General features: G+C 71.5%; 15 protein-coding genes and 3 pseudogenes. 7 read left to right on the forward strand and 11 right to left on the reverse strand.

Annotation, left to right across the window (positions count from 1 at the left end):
- Positions 1–214: 214 nt before the first annotated feature.
- From ACFWRT_RS28685 to melC2, 5 genes and pseudogenes are all read left to right on the forward strand, one after another.
- Positions 215–1,993 carry a cytochrome c biogenesis protein DipZ gene (locus ACFWRT_RS28685; protein WP_380953309.1) on the forward strand — a complete coding sequence of 593 codons (1,779 nt, stop codon included), beginning with the start codon at positions 215–217 and terminating at the stop codon, positions 1,991–1,993.
- Positions 1,994–2,183: 190 nt separating this feature from the next.
- Positions 2,184–3,403 (forward strand): annotated as a pseudogene (locus ACFWRT_RS28690) (molybdopterin-dependent oxidoreductase); the annotation flags it as partial.
- 141 nt (positions 3,404–3,544) lie between these two features.
- Positions 3,545–3,964: pseudogene (locus ACFWRT_RS28695) on the forward strand (reductase); the annotation flags it as partial.
- A gap of 381 nt (positions 3,965–4,345) precedes the next feature.
- On the forward strand, positions 4,346–4,765 hold the full coding sequence (melC1, locus tag ACFWRT_RS28700; protein WP_380953308.1) for an apotyrosinase chaperone MelC1: 420 nt from the start codon (positions 4,346–4,348) through the stop codon (positions 4,763–4,765).
- 63 nt (positions 4,766–4,828) lie between these two features.
- Positions 4,829–5,656, forward strand: a complete 828-nt coding sequence (gene melC2 / locus ACFWRT_RS28705; protein ID WP_380953307.1) for a tyrosinase MelC2 — start codon at positions 4,829–4,831, stop codon at positions 5,654–5,656.
- Positions 5,657–5,684: 28 nt separating this feature from the next.
- Here melC2 and ACFWRT_RS28710 read toward each other — a convergent pair.
- A pseudogene (locus tag ACFWRT_RS28710) lies at positions 5,685–6,065 on the reverse strand (LuxR C-terminal-related transcriptional regulator); the annotation flags it as partial.
- Positions 6,066–6,547: 482 nt separating this feature from the next.
- On the opposite strand from ACFWRT_RS28710, the gene ACFWRT_RS28715 reads away from it, so the two are divergent.
- Positions 6,548–6,736: a hypothetical protein gene (locus ACFWRT_RS28715; protein ID WP_380953306.1), complete on the forward strand. Its 189-nt coding sequence runs from the start codon at positions 6,548–6,550 to the stop codon at positions 6,734–6,736.
- An 86-nt stretch (positions 6,737–6,822) separates the two neighbouring features.
- On the opposite strand, the gene ACFWRT_RS28720 is transcribed toward ACFWRT_RS28715, so the two are convergent.
- The 7 genes from ACFWRT_RS28720 to ACFWRT_RS28750 form a co-directional block, all read right to left on the reverse strand.
- Positions 6,823–7,479, reverse strand: coding sequence for an SDR family NAD(P)-dependent oxidoreductase (locus ACFWRT_RS28720; protein ID WP_380953305.1), 657 nt, complete (start codon positions 7,477–7,479; stop codon positions 6,823–6,825).
- Positions 7,480–7,701: 222 nt separating this feature from the next.
- On the reverse strand, positions 7,702–8,640 hold the full coding sequence (locus ACFWRT_RS28725; protein ID WP_380953304.1) for a MurR/RpiR family transcriptional regulator: 939 nt from the start codon (positions 8,638–8,640) through the stop codon (positions 7,702–7,704).
- A gap of 90 nt (positions 8,641–8,730) precedes the next feature.
- Entirely contained in the window at positions 8,731–10,077 is a 1,347-nt protein-coding gene (locus tag ACFWRT_RS28730) for a cyanophycinase (protein WP_380953303.1), read from the reverse strand.
- Positions 10,078–10,206: 129 nt separating this feature from the next.
- Positions 10,207–11,409, reverse strand: coding sequence for a M20 family metallopeptidase (locus tag ACFWRT_RS28735; RefSeq protein WP_380953302.1), 1,203 nt, complete (start codon positions 11,407–11,409; stop codon positions 10,207–10,209).
- An 8-nt stretch (positions 11,410–11,417) separates the two neighbouring features.
- Positions 11,418–12,170 carry an amino acid ABC transporter ATP-binding protein gene (locus ACFWRT_RS28740; protein WP_380953356.1) on the reverse strand — a complete coding sequence of 251 codons (753 nt, stop codon included), beginning with the start codon at positions 12,168–12,170 and terminating at the stop codon, positions 11,418–11,420.
- Positions 12,171–12,178: 8 nt separating this feature from the next.
- Entirely contained in the window at positions 12,179–13,129 is a 951-nt protein-coding gene (locus ACFWRT_RS28745; RefSeq protein WP_380953301.1) for an amino acid ABC transporter permease, read from the reverse strand.
- 1 nt (position 13,130) lies between these two features.
- Positions 13,131–14,057, reverse strand: coding sequence for an ABC transporter substrate-binding protein (locus ACFWRT_RS28750; protein WP_380953300.1), 927 nt, complete (start codon positions 14,055–14,057; stop codon positions 13,131–13,133).
- A gap of 333 nt (positions 14,058–14,390) precedes the next feature.
- Between ACFWRT_RS28750 and ACFWRT_RS28755 the strand changes: the two genes are divergently transcribed.
- Entirely contained in the window at positions 14,391–15,437 is a 1,047-nt protein-coding gene (locus ACFWRT_RS28755; protein ID WP_380953299.1) for a hypothetical protein, read from the forward strand.
- Positions 15,438–15,527: 90 nt separating this feature from the next.
- Here ACFWRT_RS28755 and ACFWRT_RS28760 read toward each other — a convergent pair whose 3' ends face one another.
- The 3 genes from ACFWRT_RS28760 to ACFWRT_RS28770 all read right to left on the reverse strand — a co-directional run bounded on the left by ACFWRT_RS28760 (position 15,528) and on the right by ACFWRT_RS28770 (position 18,709).
- The gene (locus tag ACFWRT_RS28760; RefSeq protein WP_380953298.1) at positions 15,528–15,968 is read right to left on the reverse strand and encodes a hypothetical protein; all 441 of its coding nucleotides are present in this window, start codon (positions 15,966–15,968) and stop codon (positions 15,528–15,530) included.
- 108 nt (positions 15,969–16,076) lie between these two features.
- Positions 16,077–17,279: a glycerate kinase family protein gene (locus ACFWRT_RS28765; protein WP_380953297.1), complete on the reverse strand. Its 1,203-nt coding sequence runs from the start codon at positions 17,277–17,279 to the stop codon at positions 16,077–16,079.
- On the reverse strand, positions 17,276–18,709 hold the full coding sequence (locus ACFWRT_RS28770) for an SLC13 family permease (protein ID WP_380953296.1): 1,434 nt from the start codon (positions 18,707–18,709) through the stop codon (positions 17,276–17,278). Before ACFWRT_RS28770 ends, ACFWRT_RS28765 begins: the two co-directional genes overlap by 4 nt.
- Positions 18,710–18,786 lie beyond the last annotated feature (77 nt).

Raw genomic sequence — 18,786 nt, forward strand, 5'->3', positions numbered from 1 at the left:
CCTGGGGTGGCGTCCGTTCCGTTCCCAGCCTGCCGGAACGGCGCATCTGCCACCTTAGACAATCAGGAGGCTCACATCTGCGCGCTTTTTCGCCAGATGATGGCGCACTTCAGTGGAAAGGTCCCGGGCGAATCCAATCCGGCGATCGGACCGCACCGAATAGTCGGTAGAGGGCTGCGGAGTGTGCCGCTCTCCTTCCGAGAGGCGGTACGTCATGATCACGCTGGTGCTGATCGGGGTGTTGGGAGGGCTGATCACCGCCGTATCGCCGTGCATCCTGCCCGTCCTGCCCGTGGTGTTCCTGGCCGGCGGTACCGGGCGGGCGGACGACGACGCGACGTCGGCCCCGGGCGCGAAAGGGGCCGAGGCCGCAGGCGGCGGGGTGATCACCGCCCCGGCCCCGGCGGCCCCCGTACGCACGCCCCGCAACCGGCGCCCGTACGCCGTGGTCGCCGGACTCGTCGTCAGCTTCGCCTTCTTCACTCTGCTCGGGGTGACGATCATCTCCGCCCTCGGCCTGCCGCAGGACATCCTGCGGTACGTGGGACTGGCGCTGCTCGTCCTGATCGGGCTCGGCCTGATCTTCCCGCCCGTCGAGCGCCTGCTGGAGAAGCCGTTCGCCCGCATCCCGCAGCGCCAGGTCAACAAGGAGGGCAGCGCGTTCGCCCTCGGTCTGGGCCTCGGCCTGCTGTACGTGCCGTGCGCCGGGCCCGTCCTGGCGGCGATCACCATCGCGGGCGCCCGGGGCGAGATCAGCTCCGACATCGTGGTGCTGACCCTCTCGTTCGCCGTCGGCACCGCCGTACCGCTGCTCGTGTTCGCCCTCGCCGGGCGCAGGGTCGCCGCCCGCGTCACCGCGTTCCGCAGGCGGGCCCGGGGGCTGCGGATCGCCGCCGGGTCCCTGATGATCGTGCTGGCGCTGGGCCTGGCCTTCGACGTCACCGCGGCCATCCAGCGGTCCCTGCCCGACTACACCTCCGGCGTCCAGAAGAAGATCGAGGACAGCGACGCCGCCCGGCAGCAACTGTCCGGTCTGTACGACGACTCCAACAAGGAGCTGTCCCGGTGCGAGGACGGCGCCGACGAACTGCGCTCGTGCGGGCAGGCCCCGGCGCTGGAGGGCATCGACTCCTGGTTCAACACGCCCGGTGACCGGCCCGTCGACCTGAAGAGCCTGCGCGGCAAGGTCACCCTGGTCGACTTCTGGACGTACTCCTGCATCAACTGCCAGCGCGCCGTGCCGCATCTGCGCGACTGGGAGCGCGCCTACCGGGACGCCGGGCTGCGGATCATCGGGGTGCACTCCCCCGAGTTCGCCTTCGAGAAGAAACGGAGCAACGTCGTCTCCGGTGCCGAGAAGCTGGGTGTGACCTGGCCGGTCGCCCTCGACAACGACCTCACCACCTGGGACAACTACCGCAACCGGTTCTGGCCCGCCAAGTATCTGATCGACGCCGAGGGCACCGTCCGGTACTTCAAGTTCGGCGAGGGCCAGTACGACCGGACGGAGAAGATGATCCGCGAGCTGCTGCGGCAGGCGGACCCGACCGTCGTCCTGCCGAAGCCCACGGACCGCGCCATGGACGATCTGGCCGCCGACCGGACACCCGAGACCTATCTGAGCAACCTGCGCGTCCGCGGCTACACCGGCACTCCGCTGGTGGACGACAAGCCGGCCGCGTACCGCTTCCCGAAGGGCACGCTGCCCCTCAACAAGCTGTCGCTGGACGGGACGTGGACGGCGGGGTACGAGAACTTCACCGCCGGGCGCGACGCCCGCCTGGCCTTCACCTACCGCGCGAAGAACGCCAACCTGGTCCTCGCCGGCACCGGAAAGGTCACCGTTCTGGTGAACGGCGAGGCCACCAAGACGATCACGGTGACCGGGACGCCGACGCTGTACCGCCTGACCGACGACCGGGACGCGCGCACCGCCCGCCTCGAACTGCGCGTCGACGAAGGTCTCCAGGCCTACGCCTTCACCTTCGGGTAGACCGCCGCCTCTTCCGGGCGGGCCGACGGTCTCACACGCTCCCGCCAGGCCGTGTGCGTGAGGTGTAATCCCCCGCGTTCCCGGAGCGTGACGGGGCGGAAACCCGGCTCTCCTACCGTGTCGGTCGGAGGGCTGCCCGCCGCGTTCCGCGCGGCCCAGGAGGTTCGCAGGCCGGAAGGTGGGAGGTTCGGTGCCGGTTGGCTCGGAGAAGGACAGCGTGCGTACGGTCTGTTCGTACTGCGGGGTCGGCTGCGGCGTCGTCCTCGACATCACGCGCGACCCCGCCGACGGCCGCCGTCGCGCGGCCAGGGTGTCCGGCGACAAGGAGCACCCCAGCAACTTCGGCCGCCTGTGCGCCAAGGGGGTGACGAGCGCGGACCTGATGGCCACACCCGGACGCCTGTCGAGGGCGCTGGTGCGGGACGAGCGCGGCGCCGAGCCCGCCGGGGCCGACGTGGACGAGGCGATCACGGCGGTGGCGGGCCGGCTCCGGGCGCTCCTGGACGAGCACGGGCCGGACGCGCTCTCCTTACTACGTTCTCCGGGCAGATGTCGCTGGAGGCGCAGTATCTGGCCAACAAGCTGGCCAAGGGGTTCGTCCGGACCAACCGGATCGAGTCGAACTCCCGGCTGTGCATGGCCAGTGCGGGCACCGGCTACAAGCTGTCGCTGGGTGCGGACGGTCCGCCGGGCTCGTACCAGGACTTCGACCGCGCGGACACGTTCTTCGTCATCGGCGCCAACATGGCCGACTGCCACCCGATCCTCCTCCTCCGCATGATGGACCGGGTCAAGTCGGCCGGGGCCAGGCTGATCGTCGTCGACCCGCGCCGTAACGCCACAGCCGACAAGGCCGATCTCTTCCTCCAGATCAGACCCGGCACCGACCTCGCCCTCCTCAACGGCCTCCTGCACCTCCTCGTCGCGAACGGCCACACCGACGAGGCGTTCATCGCCGAGTTCACCGAAGGCTGGGAGGAGATGCCCGCCTTCCTCGCGGAGTACCCGCCGGCGAAGGTCGCGGCGGTCACCGGGATCCCGGAGGCCGACATCCGGCAGGCCGCGCGGTGGATCGGCGAGGCGGGCGAGTGGATGAGCTGCTGGACCATGGGCCTCGACCAGTCCACCCACGGCACCTGGAACACCAACGCCCTGGTCAACCTGCACCTGGCCACCGGTGCCCTCTGCCACCCGGGATCGGGGCCCTTCTCGCTGACCGGCCAGCCCAATGCCATGGGCGTCCGGTAGATGGGCTACATGGGCCCGGGCCTGCCCGGGCAGCGATCAGTCCTGGTCGAGGACGAACGGGCCTTCAGCCTCCAGCCCCGCCTGTACTCCATCTCCTCCAGCCCGCTCGCCCACCCCGGCGAGGTGCGGCTCACGGTCTCCGTCGTCCGGTACGCGGGCGACCTCGGCCGGGACCGTACGGGCGTCTGCTCGGCCTACCTCGCCGACCACGCCGAAGACGGCCCGGTCCACGTCTTCGTCCAGCGCTCACCGCACTTCCGGCCGCCCGCCGACCCGGCCACGCCCATGGTCATGGTCGGCCCCGGAACCGGCGTGGCCCCCTTCGTCGACATCCTCGAAGAGCGCCGGGCCCTCGGCCATGCCGGACCCAACTGGCTCTTCTTCGGCGAACAGCGCCGGGCCACCGACTTCTCCTACCGCGAGGAGCTGGAGGCGTACCGGGCATCCGGCCACCTCGACCGGCTCGACCTCGCGTTCTCCCGCGACCAGCGCAACAAGGTCTACGTCCAGGACCGCATGCGCGAACACGGCCTCCGCCTGTGGCAATGGCTCCAGGACGGCGCCCACTTCTACGTCTGCGGTGATGCCTCCCGGATGGCGAAGGACGTCGACCAGGCCCTCCAGGACATCGCCGTCACCCACGGCTCCATGGACGCCGACGAAGCGGCCGCGTATGTGCGGCGCCTGGCCTCGGACCGGCGCTACGTCCGCGACGTCTACTGATCACCACGCGGAGGTTTCCGGACAGGTTCGGCATGTGAGGGAGACCACGACTTTCGGCGTTTGACAGGAAATTCTTCACGAAGCTGACGCTCTTGCCTCAAGAACTCCTGTCGCGATCCGGATTCACCACCCGGACAGCAAGATCAACTTGGTTGAACCCTGCACCGCCCACTTCGCCCTGTCCGTATGGCGGCCAACCGCTCCGACGCGACTACTGCCTGCCGCGCATGAGGCTGTAGGCATATTCCGCAACGGCACGCCGGACGCGTCGACCCTGACCGAGTCGATCACCCTTCCGGTGATGCGCCGTCATTCAAGGGGATTCGGGAGGCTTCAGCCTTCGATTCCCGCTCACCACCGCCATACTTGGGGGACTTTCCCATGTCTCAACTCACCCGTCGTCGCGCCCTCGGGGCTACCGCGACCGTGCTCACCGGCCTCGTCCTGACCGGCTTCGCACGGACGGCAGGGGCATCGTCCGAATCTCGGACCGCAGACCCGAAGCACCACGCGGAGCACGCGGCGCACGAGGGGCACGGAGGGCACGCGAGGCACGAAGGCCCGCAGCCGTTCAGCGAGACCTTCCGGGGGCGCCGCATCGAGGGCGCGCCGTCGCACGGCGACGGGCATCACGGGGGCTATGCCGTGCAGATCGACGGCGAGGAACTGCACGTGATGCAGAACGCGGACAGCACCTGGGTCAGCGTCATCAACCACTACGAGACGTTCGCCACCCCGCGCGCGGTCGCCCGGGCGGCCGTGATCGAGCTCCAGGGCTCCGAACTCGTACCCCTGGCCTGATCCCCCCTTGCCGCCCGAGCGATTCCGCCGACCTGACCCTTTCCTGAACCGGGGAGCACTCTCATGACCGTACGCAAGAACCAGGCGAGCCTCACCGCCGCCGAGAAGCGCGGCTTCGTCGACGCGCTGTTGGAGCTCAAGCGCACCGGCCGGTACGACACGTTCGTCACCACGCACAACGCCTTCATCATGAGCGACACCGACAGCGGTGACCGGGTGGGTCACCGGTCACCGTCCTTCCTGCCCTGGCACCGCAGATTCCTCATACAGTTCGAGCAGGCGCTCCAGGCCATCGATCCCGCTGTCGCCCTGCCCTATTGGGACTGGACGGCGGACCGTACCGCCTCGGCCTCCCTGTGGGCGCCCGGCTTCCTCGGAGGCACCGGCCGGAGCAGGGACGGGCAGGTCACCGAGGGGCCGTTCGCCGTCAGCGGCGGCAGATGGCCGGTCACGGTGACGGTCGACGGGCGCGGCTTCCTGCGCCGCGCCCTCGGGTCCGGCGTACCGCAGTTGCCGACCCGCGCCGAGGTCGACTCGGTCCTCGCCATGCCCACGTACGACACCTCGCCCTGGAACAGCGCCTCGGACGGCTTCCGCAACCACCTCGAAGGCTGGCGCGGCGTCAATCTCCACAACCGCGTGCATGTGTGGGTGGGCGGGCAGATGGCCACCGGCGCCTCGCCCAACGACCCAGTCTTCTGGCTGCACCACGCGTTCATCGACCGGCTCTGGGCGCAGTGGCAGGCCCGTCACCCCCGCTCCGCCTACCTGCCCGCCGGGGCGACACGGAACGTCGTGAGCCTCAACGACGTCATGCGCCCCTGGAACGACGTGACGCCTGCCGAGATGCTGGATCACACGGAGTTCTACACCTTCGACACGCTGGTGTAGCGCCGACCACCGGGGCGGGGGGATGGGGTCAACGGGGAGCCCGTGGTACGAGGCCGGCCTCGTACGCGGAGATGGCGGCCTCCACCCGGTTGCGTGCGCCGAGCTTCGCGAGAACCGCGCTGACGTGCGCTTTCACCGTGCCCTCCACGAGGTGCAGCCGGCTCGCGATCTCGGCGTTGGACAGGCCCGCCCCGAGTCCGGCCAGCACCTCGCGCTCCCGTTCCGTCAGCCGCTCCAGCGAGCGGTGCGGGTGTGCCGCCCGGTACGCGCGCATCCCGGCGATGACCCGGCCGGCGACCCGCGGGGACAGGTAGGCACCTCCGGCGCCCACCGCCCGCACCCCGTTGAGGAGTTCTCTCGGGTCGTCGGCCTTCAGCAGGAAGCCGTCGGCGCCCTCTCCCGGGGCGCGGATGGCCCGTACCCCCCGCCCGGACGGGTTCAGTGTCACCGCCGTCCTGCCGAAGTCCGCCCAGCGGCTCGCCTCCGTGCGGAGCGACGCCCGTCGCCGCTCCGCCGTCGCCTTCGTCGCCCCCGTGGTCGCAGCCCTCTTCCTCGTGCCGTCCGCCGGCTACCAGGCCTGACAGTTGACGACGAGCGTGCTCCCCCCGTCCCAGTTCGAACAACTGGTCACCGGCCGGCCGCGCGCCGAACTGGCACCTCTGCCGCCGGAGCCACAGGGTTACCGACGGATCTCCGGAAAGCCGCGTGCTCCGACGCGGTGGCCGATGACTTGAGAGGGGCAACAAGTGGCCCGGCGGAAGGGGACCTATGGAGCGGGCTGTTCCGGGACTGTCGGATTTCTTGGGCTCTCTGCTCATGACCGGTATCGGGGGGACCTTTCTCTACTTCGGTCTCCCCAGCAGTGGGCCGGTCACGTGCGGTGATGCCGTCATGTCCCCCGGGGAGTGGTGCGGACCGGCGGGCCACACCCAGATCCACGGGGGCAGCAATTACGACGCCATCGCCGCCGAACAGCACGCCGCCTCGGTTCCTCTGGTGGTCTTCGGCACCATTCTGGTCGGACTCGGACTGATCTGGTTCGTCATCCTCGTCTACGCGTCGCTCCGTGACAGCCGCTGAACCGAGCTTCGAGCAGGTCAGCTCATCCCCGCTCTCGCTGCGGGCATCACGTCCAGCCAGCCTTCGGAGTACGGCCGGGGCCCGCTTCACCCGTCGCTCTTCAGCGTCTCCATGATCGCGTTCACGGCCTGCTGCACCGTCTGTCCGCGCGGCAGGGATGGCGGGCTCCCGATGACGGCTCGGTCGGCGAAACCTGACTCGACGTGGTCCAGCCGCAGGTCCAGTACGCGTACGCCCTTGCGGCGTTGCTCGCGGCGTACGCAGGTCAGCCACAGCGCCAGGGCCGCCTTGGACGCGGTGTAGTCAGCCATGCCGACCGGGGCCAGGTCGACCACGACGCCGGTGGCAGCGGCCACGACGCCCCCGCGCGGCATCAGCGGGAGGGCGGCGCGGAGAAACGCCATGGGCGCCAGCGCGTTCACCGTGATCAGGTGCTCGGCGATGGCGTCCCCGACGGCATCCGCCCGTCCGAAGCCGGCGACCCCTACACATACGACGACGGCGTCAAGGCCGCCCAGCACCTCCTGCGCCCAGGTGACCGTGCCCGCGCACGAGTCGAGGTCGTAGGCATCGAAGCGCCGGGACGGTGCGCCGGAGCAGGTATCGGCGAGCCTTGTCAGAGCGGCCGCGTCCCGTCCGGCGATCGCGATACGGGCCCCCTGCTGGTGCAGTTGCTCGGCCAGAGCACTGCCGATGGCACCGGTGGCGCCCGGGATGAGGATGCGCGCGCCTGAGATCTTCACTTCGGCCCTCCTGTCGAATGATCCCCGGAGAGGCATTCCCGGCTCGGGTCGGCGGCGGATGCGACGGACTCGCCCGATGACCTGACCGGCCCTGCCGGGCCGCCCGACGGCCCCGGCGATCGACGGCTTGAAAAGGGAGTCGCGAGGCCGGCGCGACATCGGCGCGTGGAGATGCTCAACGCCCCGGAAGGCGTCCCTACGAGAGCCGGCCGAAAAGACGCCTCAGTACAGGCCGGCCCTCCGCGCGATGTCCTCCCCGTGCTGCATACGGTTGCGCGCGTCGTCGCCCAGGGTCGCGATGACCCCCGCCACGACGGTCTCCAGCACGGCGAGGGTCGGCACGAGGCTGTCGTACGGGGAAGGTGCCGTGACCCGGCTGGGCAGCACGACCTCGGCGTGGGGGGCGGCGGGGGAAAGCCAGGTGTCGGTGAACAGGACCACCTTGCCGCCCTTCTCCTGGACGAGCGTGGCGATGGTGGTCTTGTCGCTCTCGTAGCGGCGGTAGTCGAAGACGACCAGCACATCACGGCGGGTCAGAGCGGCGAGGACGGCGGTGCGTTCGACGTCGCGGTCGGGCAGGAACCGTACGTCGTCGCGCAGCTGCATCAGGTGCAGGCCGAGGTACTGGGCGAGAAGGTGGGTGAAGCGGCCTCCGGCCAGCGTGATGCGGCGCTTTCGGTCCGAGAGGAGGCGTACGGCGTGCTCGAAGTCGTGCGGCGGAAGCTCGGCGAGCGTGGCGGTCACGGCGTCGGCGAACAGCCGGCTGCCGTGCCGCAGGAGCGCCGCGTCAGGGGCGTCGTCCGCGCGGGTGCCGTCGCCCTCGCGGGTGGTGTCGTCCGCGGCCGGGCCGGCGCCTTCGCTCCCGTCCGTCCCGTTGCGGCCCAGGTCCGCGGACTCGTAGAGGGAGAGCGGGGAAGCGTTGCGCACGTCGAGTTCGTCGCGCAGGGCGGCCTGGAAGTCGGGGAAGCCCCGGTAGCCGAGCCGGTTGACGAAGCGGATCACCGTGGGCGCGCTGACGGCGGCCCGCTCGGCGAGCACCGCGACCGTCTCGAACCCTGCCGCCGGGTAGCCCGCCAGAAGCACCCGGGCGACCTTACGCTCCGCCGGACTCAGCGTGCCCAGCTTCTGCCGGATGTGGTCGGCGAGCGCGCCTGAGGTCATGGTGTCGGGGCTCCTTCGGATGTGCGGGCTGTCGGGGGAGCCTACTGGCGGGGCCGGCCGCTGATGACGACCGGCCCCGCCGTGCCCCGGTCAGCGGGCGGTGATCCGGATGTCCAGCCCGGTGAGCGTCTGCGGGGCGGCGTCGTCCGTCCCCCAGGCGGTGAACCCCGGCGCCTTGCGGAAGGTGACGGTGAAGCGCGGCCCGTCCTCGTACGTGGTCGCTTCGGCCTGATGCTGGACGCGGGTGGCCGCCAGAGCGCGGGCGGTGGTCAGGAAGGAGTACGGTACGCCGTCGGGGTTGGCGACCGAGTGGAAGACGTCGGTGTTGGCGGGCACGGGGGTGACCGAGCGCGGGGCGAGCGGCCGCTTGCCGGGGGCCGGGAGCGCGCGCCGGTGCCGGGGGTCGTACTGGTCCCCGTCGGTGAGATAGCTGTAGCGCACGCCGCTCAGCGACCAGCCCGGGCCGGTGGTGCCGCCGGCCTCTGTCACCTTCCGTGGCGCCCGCTCCCGGCCGCCGGGCATGGCGGTGGTGGTGCGGGCCCGGCGCAGGTCGAGGACGGCGACCCCGCGCGGTCCCAGGATCCGCAGCCGTTCGCGCGGCCCCCCGGGCTGCTCGACGACGAGCGCCGTGTTCTCCTCCAGGGCGTACACCCGGTCGTGCCCGGTGTCGGCGGCCAGCCGTATCGCCCGGCCCTCTCGGCCGTACGCCCCGGTGTGGGTGTCGATCAGCCCGGACCGGAGGAAGCCGAAGCCGCCGTCCGGCTCGTACCCGAGGCGCGTCGCGTCCTCGAAGTAGCCCGGGCTGCTGCCGTCCCGCAGTCCCTCGTAGGACTCGCCGCCGGTCACCATGTCGGCCCCCGCGGCGATCTGCGCCCCGGCGCTGGACCCTGCCACGACGGCTCCCCCGGCCAGCTTGGCCCGGATGGCCGCCAGCACCTTGGAGTCGGTGTGCGCGGCCCCGTTCAGAAGGGTGGTGAGGTAGCGGGACTGGTCCCCGCCGCCGAAGAAGAATCCGCTCATGGAGTTGACCTGGCGGACGACGGCTGCCGAGTCGGCGTTCGCGATGTGGTCCAGGTCGACGGGGATCCACTGGGCGTCGGCCGCACCGTGACGCTTGAACAGGGTCGAGTAATAGGCCCCGTTGCACTCGGAGTTGCTGCACCTGTCGGGATCGTCGGCGTACGGGTCCTGGGCGGCGGGCACCGAGGACGCGGTGATCACGCCGATGCGCGCGCGGGCACCGCCGGCCCGCTCGATGATCTCGCCGTAGACCTGGGTGTTGTTCTCCTTGAGGCCGCCGCCGACGAGCACCAGCGAGCCGCCCTGCCGCTGGGCCTGGTCGGTGTCCGCGACGGCTGCCGGGCTGACGGCCAGGGTGAGCAGGAGCGCGGTGGCACCGGTGAGAGCGGTGCGTCGGGAGCGGAGCGGGGTGCGCATGGAACCTCCGGAAGGACGTGGTGGAGAGGGGACGCGTGGGCAGGGGGGCGGAAGGGGTGGTGCTCAGCGGGCGGGCGGGCGGTGGCGGTGGCGCCGTACCGCATATCGCGAGAGGCGGCGGCGCGGGCGTCACCCGTGGCGGGCATCTCCCAGCGTGGCGACGAGCGCTGCCAGCAGGGCGACCCGCGCGGGTACGGACCTGGTGTCGAGCCATTCCTCGGGGCTGTGGTCGGCCCCGCCGACGGGCCCGAGTCCGTCGAGAACGGGTACGCCGACGCCCGCGATGATGTTGGCGTCTCCCACTCCGCCGGTCGCGGTCGCTCCCAGGTCGAGGCCCAGCTCCGTGCCCAGGGCGCGTACGTGGGCCATCATGCGGTGCGCGGTCTCGGTGTCCTCCATCGGCGGGCACAGGTCGAGTTGCTCCACCACCACGGAGGTGCCGGGCACGCGGGGGCGGGCGGCGGCCTCCTCGATGGCGGCCCGTGCCCGGGCTATCCCGGACGTGGTGGCCGAGCGGATGTCGACGCGCAGTTCGGCCTCGGGGCAGACGATGTTGGTCCGGGTGCCCGCCCGCACCACGCCGACGTTGACGGTCACGTCCTCCCAGCGCCCGTTGAGCGCCTGGAGTTCGACGACGAGGTGGGCGGCGGCGAGGGCGGCGTTGGCGCCGCGCTCGGGTTCGATGCCGGAGTGGGCGGCGCGCCCGGTGACCGTGAGGAGGAGGTCGGCGACCCCCTTGCGGGCGATGACCAGGTCGCCGTTCTCCCGGGCGCACTCCAGGGCGAGGGCGAAGTGCGCCTCCCGGGCGGCCCGTTCGGTCACGGGGCGGCTGGCGGGCGAGCCGATCTCCTCGTCGGGGGTGGCCAGGAAGACGATCTCGGCGTACTCGTCGACGCCGGCCTCGCGGAGGACGTCCAGGGCGGTGAGCCCGGCGAGCAGACCGCCCTTGTCGTCGCTGACGCCGGGGCCGTGTGCGAGCGGCCCCTGAAGGGTGAAGGGGCGGCTCGCGGCGGTGCCGTCGGCGAAGACGGTGTCCATGTGGGCGGCGAGCAGGACGCGCCGCCCGCCGTCCCGGGCGGTGAGCCGGCCGGGACGGCGGCCGATCAGGACGTCTCCGGTGGTCCCCCCGGCCGCCCCGCAGGGGGTGACCCGCTCGACGGCGAAGCCGAGCGCGGAGAGCCGGCCGGCTGTCCAGTCGGCGACCCGGTTCACCCCGGCGGGGCTGTAGGAGCCGGAGTCGATCGCCACCAGCCCAGCCAGCTCGGAGAGGAACCCCTCCAGGCGGGCCTCGGCGGACAGCAGCAGATCCCGGGAGCGCGGACGCTGCTTCACGGGCCCGGTCACAGGACCTTGGACAGGAAGGCGCGGGTGCGTTCCTGCTCCGGATCGGCCAGCACCTGCCGGGGGGCGCCGGCCTCGACCACGACACCGTCGTCCATGAAGACCGCCGTGTCGCCGACCTCGCGGGCGAACCCGATCTCGTGGGTGACGACGACCATGGTCATACCGTCGGCCGCCAGTTGCCGCATGACGTCCAGGACGTCGCCGACGAGTTCGGGGTCGAGCGCCGAGGTGGGCTCGTCGAAGAGCATCAGCTTCGGCTTCATGGCCAGCGCCCGGGCGATGGCGACGCGCTGCTGCTGCCCGCCGGAGAGCTGGGCGGGGTAATGGCCGGCCCGGTCCGCCAGCCCGACCTGCTCCAGCAGCCGCCGGGCGTCGGCGCGGGCGGCGGCGGTGCTCGCGCCGCTGACGCGGACGGGCGCCTCCATTATGTTCTGTTCGGCGGTCAGGTGCGGGAAGAGGTTGAAGCGCTGGAAGACCATGCCGATGTCCCGGCGGTGCGCGGCGATCTCCTTCTCCCGCAGCTCATGGAGCCGGGGGCCGCGCCGCCGGTAGCCGACGAGTTCTCCTTCGACGGCGAGCGTGCCGCCGTCGATCTTCTCCAGGTGGTTGACGCACCGCAGGAAGGTGGACTTGCCCGAGCCCGACGGGCCGAGCAGGCAGCACACCTGTCCGCGTTCGACGGTGAGATCGATGCCCTTGAGGACCTCCACCTTCCCGAAGTGCTTGCGCACACCCTGGGCGTGCACCATGGGCGCGGTCAACGGCCCTCTTCCTTTCCGGTCTTCGGCGTGGCCGGGCGGGTGAACCCGGTCAACATGCGCCGCAGGGGGGAGTTACGGGCTCCGTGTGCGGTGCCCCGGCCGTAACGGCGCTCCAGCCATGCCTGCGGAACGCTCAGCAGGCTGACCAGCGCCAGGTACCAGAGCGAGGCGACCACGAGCATCGGGATGACCTGGTAGTTCTGCGCGTACACCTCCTGGATGTTCGACATCAGGTCGTGGGCGGCGATGACCGAGACCAGCGCGGTCATCTTGAGCATGTTGATCGTCTCGTTGCCCATCGGAGAGATGATCACCCGCATGGCCTGCGGGAGCACGATCCTGCGCATCGTGAGGGCGGGCCGCATGCCGAGCGAGTGCGCGGCCTCGGCCTGACCGGGGTCGACGGACTGGATCCCGGCCCGGACGATCTCCGAGGCGTACGCGGCCTCGTTGAGGCCCAGGGCGAGCAGAGCGGCGACGGCCGGGGTGAGCAGGGAGTTGGTGTCGGCCTGGAAGAAGGTGACGTCGGTGAAGGGGATGCCGATGAGCACGTTCTTGTAGAGGGCTCCCGCGTACCCCCAGAAGATGATCTGGACGAGGAGCGGGGTCCCGCGGAAGGCCCAGACGAACAGCAAGGAGAGGCCGCGGAGGACCGGGTTGGACGAGAGGCGCATGACCGCGATGACGGTGCCCAGGGTGAGCCCGAGGGCCATGGCCGCGACGGTCAGCCAGAGAGTGGTGACCAGCCCGTCGAAGATCAGGCCGGCGAAGAGGTAGTGGCCGATGACGTCCCAGCGGAGATTGGCGTTGGTGGCCAGCGAGCCGACCAGCCCCGCCAGCGACACGACGGATACCAGGGCGGCGATCCAGCGGCCGTAGTGGCGTACGGGGACGACGGTCAGGTCCTGTTCGGCCTGGGCGGGGCGGGTGCCGAGTGTGGTGGCCATCTCAGTCGACCGCTGCGTTCCGGGTGGCTTCCTGGAGCGCGATGGAGGCGACTCCGTACTTCTCGAAGATCTTGGTGGCGGTGCCGTCGTCGATCAGGGACTGGAGCGCCTTCTGGATCGCGTCCGTCAGCTCGGGCAGCTTCTTGGAGACGGCGATGCCGTTGGGCGAGGCGTTGTAGCCGCCGCTCGCGGCGGGGTCGTCGACGACCTCGAAGGCGCTGCCTCCGTCGGCGGTCTTGGCGGTCCAGCCGGCCGCCGGTTTGGTCAGCACCTGGGCGATGACCTTGTCGGCGCGCAGGGCGAGCTGGGCGTCGGAGTCCTTGGGGAACGTCTGGATGCCGATCTCACCCGCACCGGCCTTCTCGCACGCCTTCTGGTGCTCCTTGAGCAGGTCCAGTTGGTTGGTGGCGGCCTGGACGGCGACCTTCTTGCCGCACAGGTCGTCGAGGGTGGTGATCTTCTCGGGGTTGCCCTTGACGACCATGATCCCGGAGCCGGAGACGGAGTAGTCGACGAAGTCCACGACCGCCTGCCGCTCCTTGTTGTCCGTCATCGCGGACATCGCGACATCGAACTTGCCGGCCTGGATGGCGGGCACGATGCCGTCGAACTTCTGCGGGGTGAAGGCGAACCTCACCCCGAGCCGGGCGCCGATCGCCTGCCCGAGGTCGTAGTCCAGACCGGTGAGCTCCTTCTCCCCCTCCGTCACGAACATCTCGAAGGGCGCGTAGGGCACGTCGGTGGCCACCCGTACGGTGCCGGACTTCTTCACCGTGTCGGGCAGCGATTCGTGCAGCTTCGCGTCCTTCTCCACGGTCACCCCGGCGACCTTCAGCGACGCGGGAGCCTTGGCCGCGGGGGCACTCCCGTCGCTCCCGCCGCAGCCGGCGAGCGCCAGCAGGGCGGTGGTGGTCACTGCGGCGGTCACAGCACGACCGGAGACGTGGGCGTACTTCATGTCGTTCCCTCCCGGAGGTTTTCCGGCCGGCGGTGACTTCCTCGCCCGGCCCGCCCCAGAAGTTACACATCGCGCATAATTATGCATAGATGTAATGAGCGTTACTTGTCCGTGACGCGCCGCTGCACTACGCGAAACATGCCGCCGGGACCCTGTCCGGACCGGATCACGCGGCTGCTCCTCCCTGAACGGCCGACCGGAACAACCGGCGTCGCGTTACATCTGGCGCACCGCACTCCACATCTGTAAGTTCCATCACCGCCGGCCCGGTCGGCCCCCACTGCGCCGTCCTCAGGAGACTCCATGCCCCGTAAGCCCCTGCGCCTGGCGACCTGCCTGGCCGCGTCCCTGGCCCTGCTGGCCCCCGCCCTCATCACCGCGGAACCCGCCCACGCCGCCGCCAAGCGCATCCGGCTGGGCAACTCCGCCGACGTCAGCCGCGGCGGCTGGTCCGGGCCCGCGTACACCATGAACGGTTCCGGCGGGGTGGTCCCCGCGACCATGAGCAAGGCCATCGACGCGATCCGCGGCGGCACGGGCACCTTGGACGTCGTCGTCCTCGCCGGCTCCGCGCCCACCTCCGGCAGCGCGACCCCCGAGTGCGACGCCGTCATGCCCCTCGCCGGCGTCAACTCCTGTACCACCTGGACCCTCACCAGCCGCAGCGACGGCAACAACAGCGCGGCCAACACCGACATCCGCAACGCCGAGTTCGTCTACTTCGCCGGCGGTAACCAGTGCGACTACGCCGACTGGAAGGGCACCGCCCTCCAGAACTCGGTGAAGTCCGTCGTCGCCAAGGGCGGCGGCTCCGGAGGCGGCAGCGCGGGTCACCACGTCAACAGCGCGGTCGTGTACGACGCCTGCCGCGGCAGCGTCACCTCCGACGAGGCGCTCTACGACCCCTACGATCCGGCGATCACCTTCACCACCGGCATGTTCGCCTGGCCGAACTACGGCAACACCGTCAACGACTCGCACTTCGTCTCGCGCGATCGCATGGGCCGCACCATGGCCTTCGTCGCCCGGGCGATCGAGGACGGACTGACCTCGGGAGGGGCGGCCTGGGGCGTGGGCGTGGACGACGGCGGCTCCCTCTTCATCGACAGGAACGGCCGGGCCACCGTCGCGGGCGCCGACACCTTCGTCGTCCTGGGCGACCACCGCCCCGAGCGGACCGACCCCGATCGCTACCTCACGTACCACGACTACAAGATCTGGCGGCTGCGCCCCGGCCAGACCTACGACTTCAAGAACCGTCCCACCTGCGGCCACTACCTGCGCAGCATCGTGAACGGCGTGCCCGACCGCGACCTCTACAGCGGGACGCCGGTCACGAACTGCGGCTGAGCCCGCACGGCCCCCTCACTCCGCCCGGCGCAGCGTCAGCATGCGGGCCGACGGGCCGGCCCGCCGCCCGGCCGGTTCGGTGACTTCCGGTCAGCGACGGCCGGCGGTGAGAGTGACGAGGAACTGGCCGCCTCCCGCTTGGATATCGGCGGTCACCGGCAGTTCCGGCACCAGTCGGGAGAACCGGTCCACGAGCCAGTCCGCCGCCGCTTGGGCATCCTGCCGGCTCGGACAGCGGCCCACCATCTCACGGCCCCCCTTGCGCTCCAGCCGGGAGGCGACGGTGAGCAGCGGCGCGGGTTCGACCACGTACAGGCTGTCCGGCCAGGCGATGACCACCTTGACCGCTCCCTTGCGGGAGTTGCACCCGCGGTGCGCGAGCCGCTCGGCGACCTTGGCCTTCCGGTCGGCGGTACGACTGTCGACGCTGGGGCCCTGCGGGTCGTTCACCGACTTGTCGGGGTCGACCGGTTCGTCGCACACCCAGCATCGCCAGCCATCGCGCTCGGCCACATCATGGAGAAGGCTCATCCGAGCAAGGTAGCCCCCTCGTCCGCCGCCCGCGCACGCGGGCCACGGTGAACCCTCCGGCCGGTGTACTCGGCAGACACGGCAGGTCGGAACATCCCCGCGTGCGCGTCAGGCGGCCAGCGGGGCGAGCCGGGTGCCCAGGGCCATGATCCGCATCGCGCGCTCCGTGGCGTCGGCCAGGAACTCGCCGCTCCTCCCGATCGCCTCCACCAGCGTCATCGGCGCGGGCAGGATCGCGCTGTACGCGTCCACACCCACCGCCCGCACGTCCTGGGCGCCCGGCCCGATCGTCCCCGCCAGCACCAGAACAGGCACCCCGCACGCGTGCGCCCGCCGGGCGACCTCCGCCGGAATCTTCCCGCGTACGGTCTGGCTGTCGAGCGCCCCCTCCGCCGTGATCACGAAATCGGTGCGGGCGAGGCGCGCGTCGAGGTCGAGACCGTCGAGCAGGACGTCGTAGCGGGGCAGCAGCCGCGCGCCCACGGCGGCGAGGCCGGCCCCGAGACCGCCGGACGCCCCCGTGCCGGGAGCTGTGCGCAGGTCGACCGGGGCGCCGGTCGCCGGGGGGAAGGCCGGGGCGAGGTCCCGGGTGAGGACATCGGCCAGCCGCTCCAGGCCCGCGGAGAGCAGCTCCACCTCCGCGGGGGTCGCCCCCTTCTGCGGCCCGAACACCCGGGCCACCCCGCGCTTCCCGCACAGCACGTTGTACGGGTTGCAGGCCACCAGCAGTTCGGCATCGGCCAGCCGGGGGTCGAGGCCGGAGCGGTCGATGCGCTCCAGCTCGTGCAACGCCCCGCCGCCCCGGCGCAGTTCGCGGCCGTGCCGGTCGGTGAGCCGGGCCCCGAGTGCCTGGAGCGCACCGGCGCCCCCGTCCGACGTACCGGAGTCGCCGCAGCCGATCAGGATGCGCCGGGCGCCCGCGTCCAGGGCCGCCCGGATCAGTTCGCCGACGCCGTACGTGGTGGTCGCGCCCGGGTGGCGCAGGCCCGGCGGCACCAGGGCGAGGCCGGCGACGGCCGCCATCTCGACGACGGCGGTGAGCGGCCCCGGTGTCGTGCCGCCGCCCAGCAGCGCGAAGTGCGAGCGGACGGGGTCGCCCACCGGGCCCGTCGCGGTGCACGGGACCAGCCGGCCCCCGCCCGCCAGGGCCAGTGCCTCGGCCGTGCCCTCGCCGCCGTCCACCAGCGGGATGAGGTCGAGTTCCGCGTCGGGGATCACGCGCCGTACGCCGACGGCGATGGCCTCGGCCACCCGGGCGGCCGAAAGGGACTCCTTGAACCCGCTGGGGGCGATGGCGATGCGGTGGGTCATGGGCGGGGCTCCAGAAGTACGGGCACGCCGAGCGACGGCCAGACGAAGAGGGCGAAGGCGAGGACGATGAGCGCGCTGAGGGGCGCGAGGAACGCGGACAGCCGCAGCAGGTCGCGCGGGGTGTAGGTGGGGGTGCCGGGCACGTCCGCGAAGAGCGCGACCGGCTTGGCGGAGGAGGGCAGCGTGTGGCAGAACCCGGCGGCGGCCGTGGAGGCCAGCGCCGCCGCGACCGGGTTGACCCCGGCGCCGACCGCCGCCGCGACCACCAGCGGGACCAGCACGGAGGACCGGGCGGAGCGCGACTGGAGCGCCAGATGGGCGGCCGTGCTGACCACGACGACTCCGGTCAGGAACATCCAGGGGGGTGTGGACGCCCCGAGGGGTATCCAGCCCACCAGCCAGTCGGCCGCGCCCGAGTCGGAGAGGGCGACGCCCATCGCCATGGTGGCCGCCATGAACAGCAGCAGCGGCCAGGGGACCGTCCGCAGACCGTCCTTGAAACGCACGGTCCCCAGCGCCGGAGAGGTCGCCACCAGCGCGCCGATGAGCGCGACCACGGCGGGCGACACCCCGTGCAGGGGCTCGCTGCACCACAGCACGACGACCGTCGCCAGCAGGAGCAGGCACCGGGACTCCTCCGGGGTGAACGGTCCCTCCACGGCCGTCTCGGAGTGCTCCTGGATCTGCGCCGCCGCGATGGTGACCGGACTCTTGCGGTCCGCCCGCCGGGTCGTCGTCAGCAGCACCAGTTCGGCGGCGAGATGGGAGGAGACGACGGCCAGCGGCAGCCCGAGGACGAGCCACCGCACGAAGCCCAGCCGCTCACCGGTCTGCTCCAGGAGCACCCCGGCGGTGATCAGATGCGCCCCCGCGCCGATCAGGGTCGCGACGGCCGACAGCAGGATGACCGTGGGGAAGAGCAGCGCCAGCATCACCACCAGCCGGGCGCGCTCGCGCAGGGCGGCGGCCAGCGCCACGAACACCGGGAGCGCGAGGGCGGCGCGCCCGGACGTGGCCGGCACGGCGAACGCGGTGACGACCAGTCCGGCCGTCGTCAGGTGCACCAACTGCCGTACGGTTCTGGCCCCGCCGACCAGGAAGACGGCGGCCCGCCCGGCCAGGCCGGTCCGGGTCACGGCCGCCGCCAGGACGAAGGCGCAGATCAGCAGCCATACCGTCTCGTCGCCCAGGGTGGCGAACAGGGTCTCACTGCTGATCACTCCCGTGACTGTCAGCGCGAGGCCCGCGCCGAGCGCGATGTAGGCGTCGTCCACCGGAGTGGCGATCCAGGCGGCGGTGGCCAGGGCGAAGACGGCGAGCGAGAGCCGGCCGTCGACACCGAGGCCGGGGGCGGCGCCGGGGACGGCGAGGAGAGCGCAGAGTCCGAGGACGGCACAGAGGCCGACGGTCTGCCGGAGTGGTAGAGGCACGCTGTACAGCCTCCGAAGGCGGGGTGAGTATCCGATGAGCTGCCGATGAAGGCCCTTTCATCGAATCCGCCGAGCGG

This window comes from Streptomyces cyaneofuscatus (assembly GCF_042718795.1).
Lineage (GTDB): Bacteria > Actinomycetota > Actinomycetes > Streptomycetales > Streptomycetaceae > Streptomyces > Streptomyces cyaneofuscatus_A.

What these genes read in the sequence shown, in the direction of transcription:
- ACFWRT_RS28685 (WP_380953309.1), top strand. Translation starts at nt 215, where the DNA reads ATGATCACGCTGGTGCTGATCGGGGTGTTGGGAGGGCTGATCACCGCC.
- melC1 (WP_380953308.1), top strand. Translation starts at nt 4,346, where the DNA reads ATGTCTCAACTCACCCGTCGTCGCGCCCTCGGGGCTACCGCGACCGTG.
- melC2 (WP_380953307.1), top strand. Translation starts at nt 4,829, where the DNA reads ATGACCGTACGCAAGAACCAGGCGAGCCTCACCGCCGCCGAGAAGCGC.
- ACFWRT_RS28715 (WP_380953306.1), top strand. Translation starts at nt 6,548, where the DNA reads ATGTCCCCCGGGGAGTGGTGCGGACCGGCGGGCCACACCCAGATCCAC.
- ACFWRT_RS28725 (WP_380953304.1), bottom strand. Translation starts at nt 8,640, where the DNA reads ATGACCTCAGGCGCGCTCGCCGACCACATCCGGCAGAAGCTGGGCACG.
- ACFWRT_RS28730 (WP_380953303.1), bottom strand. Translation starts at nt 10,077, where the DNA reads ATGCGCACCCCGCTCCGCTCCCGACGCACCGCTCTCACCGGTGCCACC.
- ACFWRT_RS28740 (WP_380953356.1), bottom strand. Translation starts at nt 12,170, where the DNA reads ATGGTGCACGCCCAGGGTGTGCGCAAGCACTTCGGGAAGGTGGAGGTC.
- ACFWRT_RS28745 (WP_380953301.1), bottom strand. Translation starts at nt 13,129, where the DNA reads ATGGCCACCACACTCGGCACCCGCCCCGCCCAGGCCGAACAGGACCTG.
- ACFWRT_RS28755 (WP_380953299.1), top strand. Translation starts at nt 14,391, where the DNA reads ATGCCCCGTAAGCCCCTGCGCCTGGCGACCTGCCTGGCCGCGTCCCTG.
- ACFWRT_RS28760 (WP_380953298.1), bottom strand. Translation starts at nt 15,968, where the DNA reads ATGAGCCTTCTCCATGATGTGGCCGAGCGCGATGGCTGGCGATGCTGG.
- ACFWRT_RS28765 (WP_380953297.1), bottom strand. Translation starts at nt 17,279, where the DNA reads ATGACCCACCGCATCGCCATCGCCCCCAGCGGGTTCAAGGAGTCCCTT.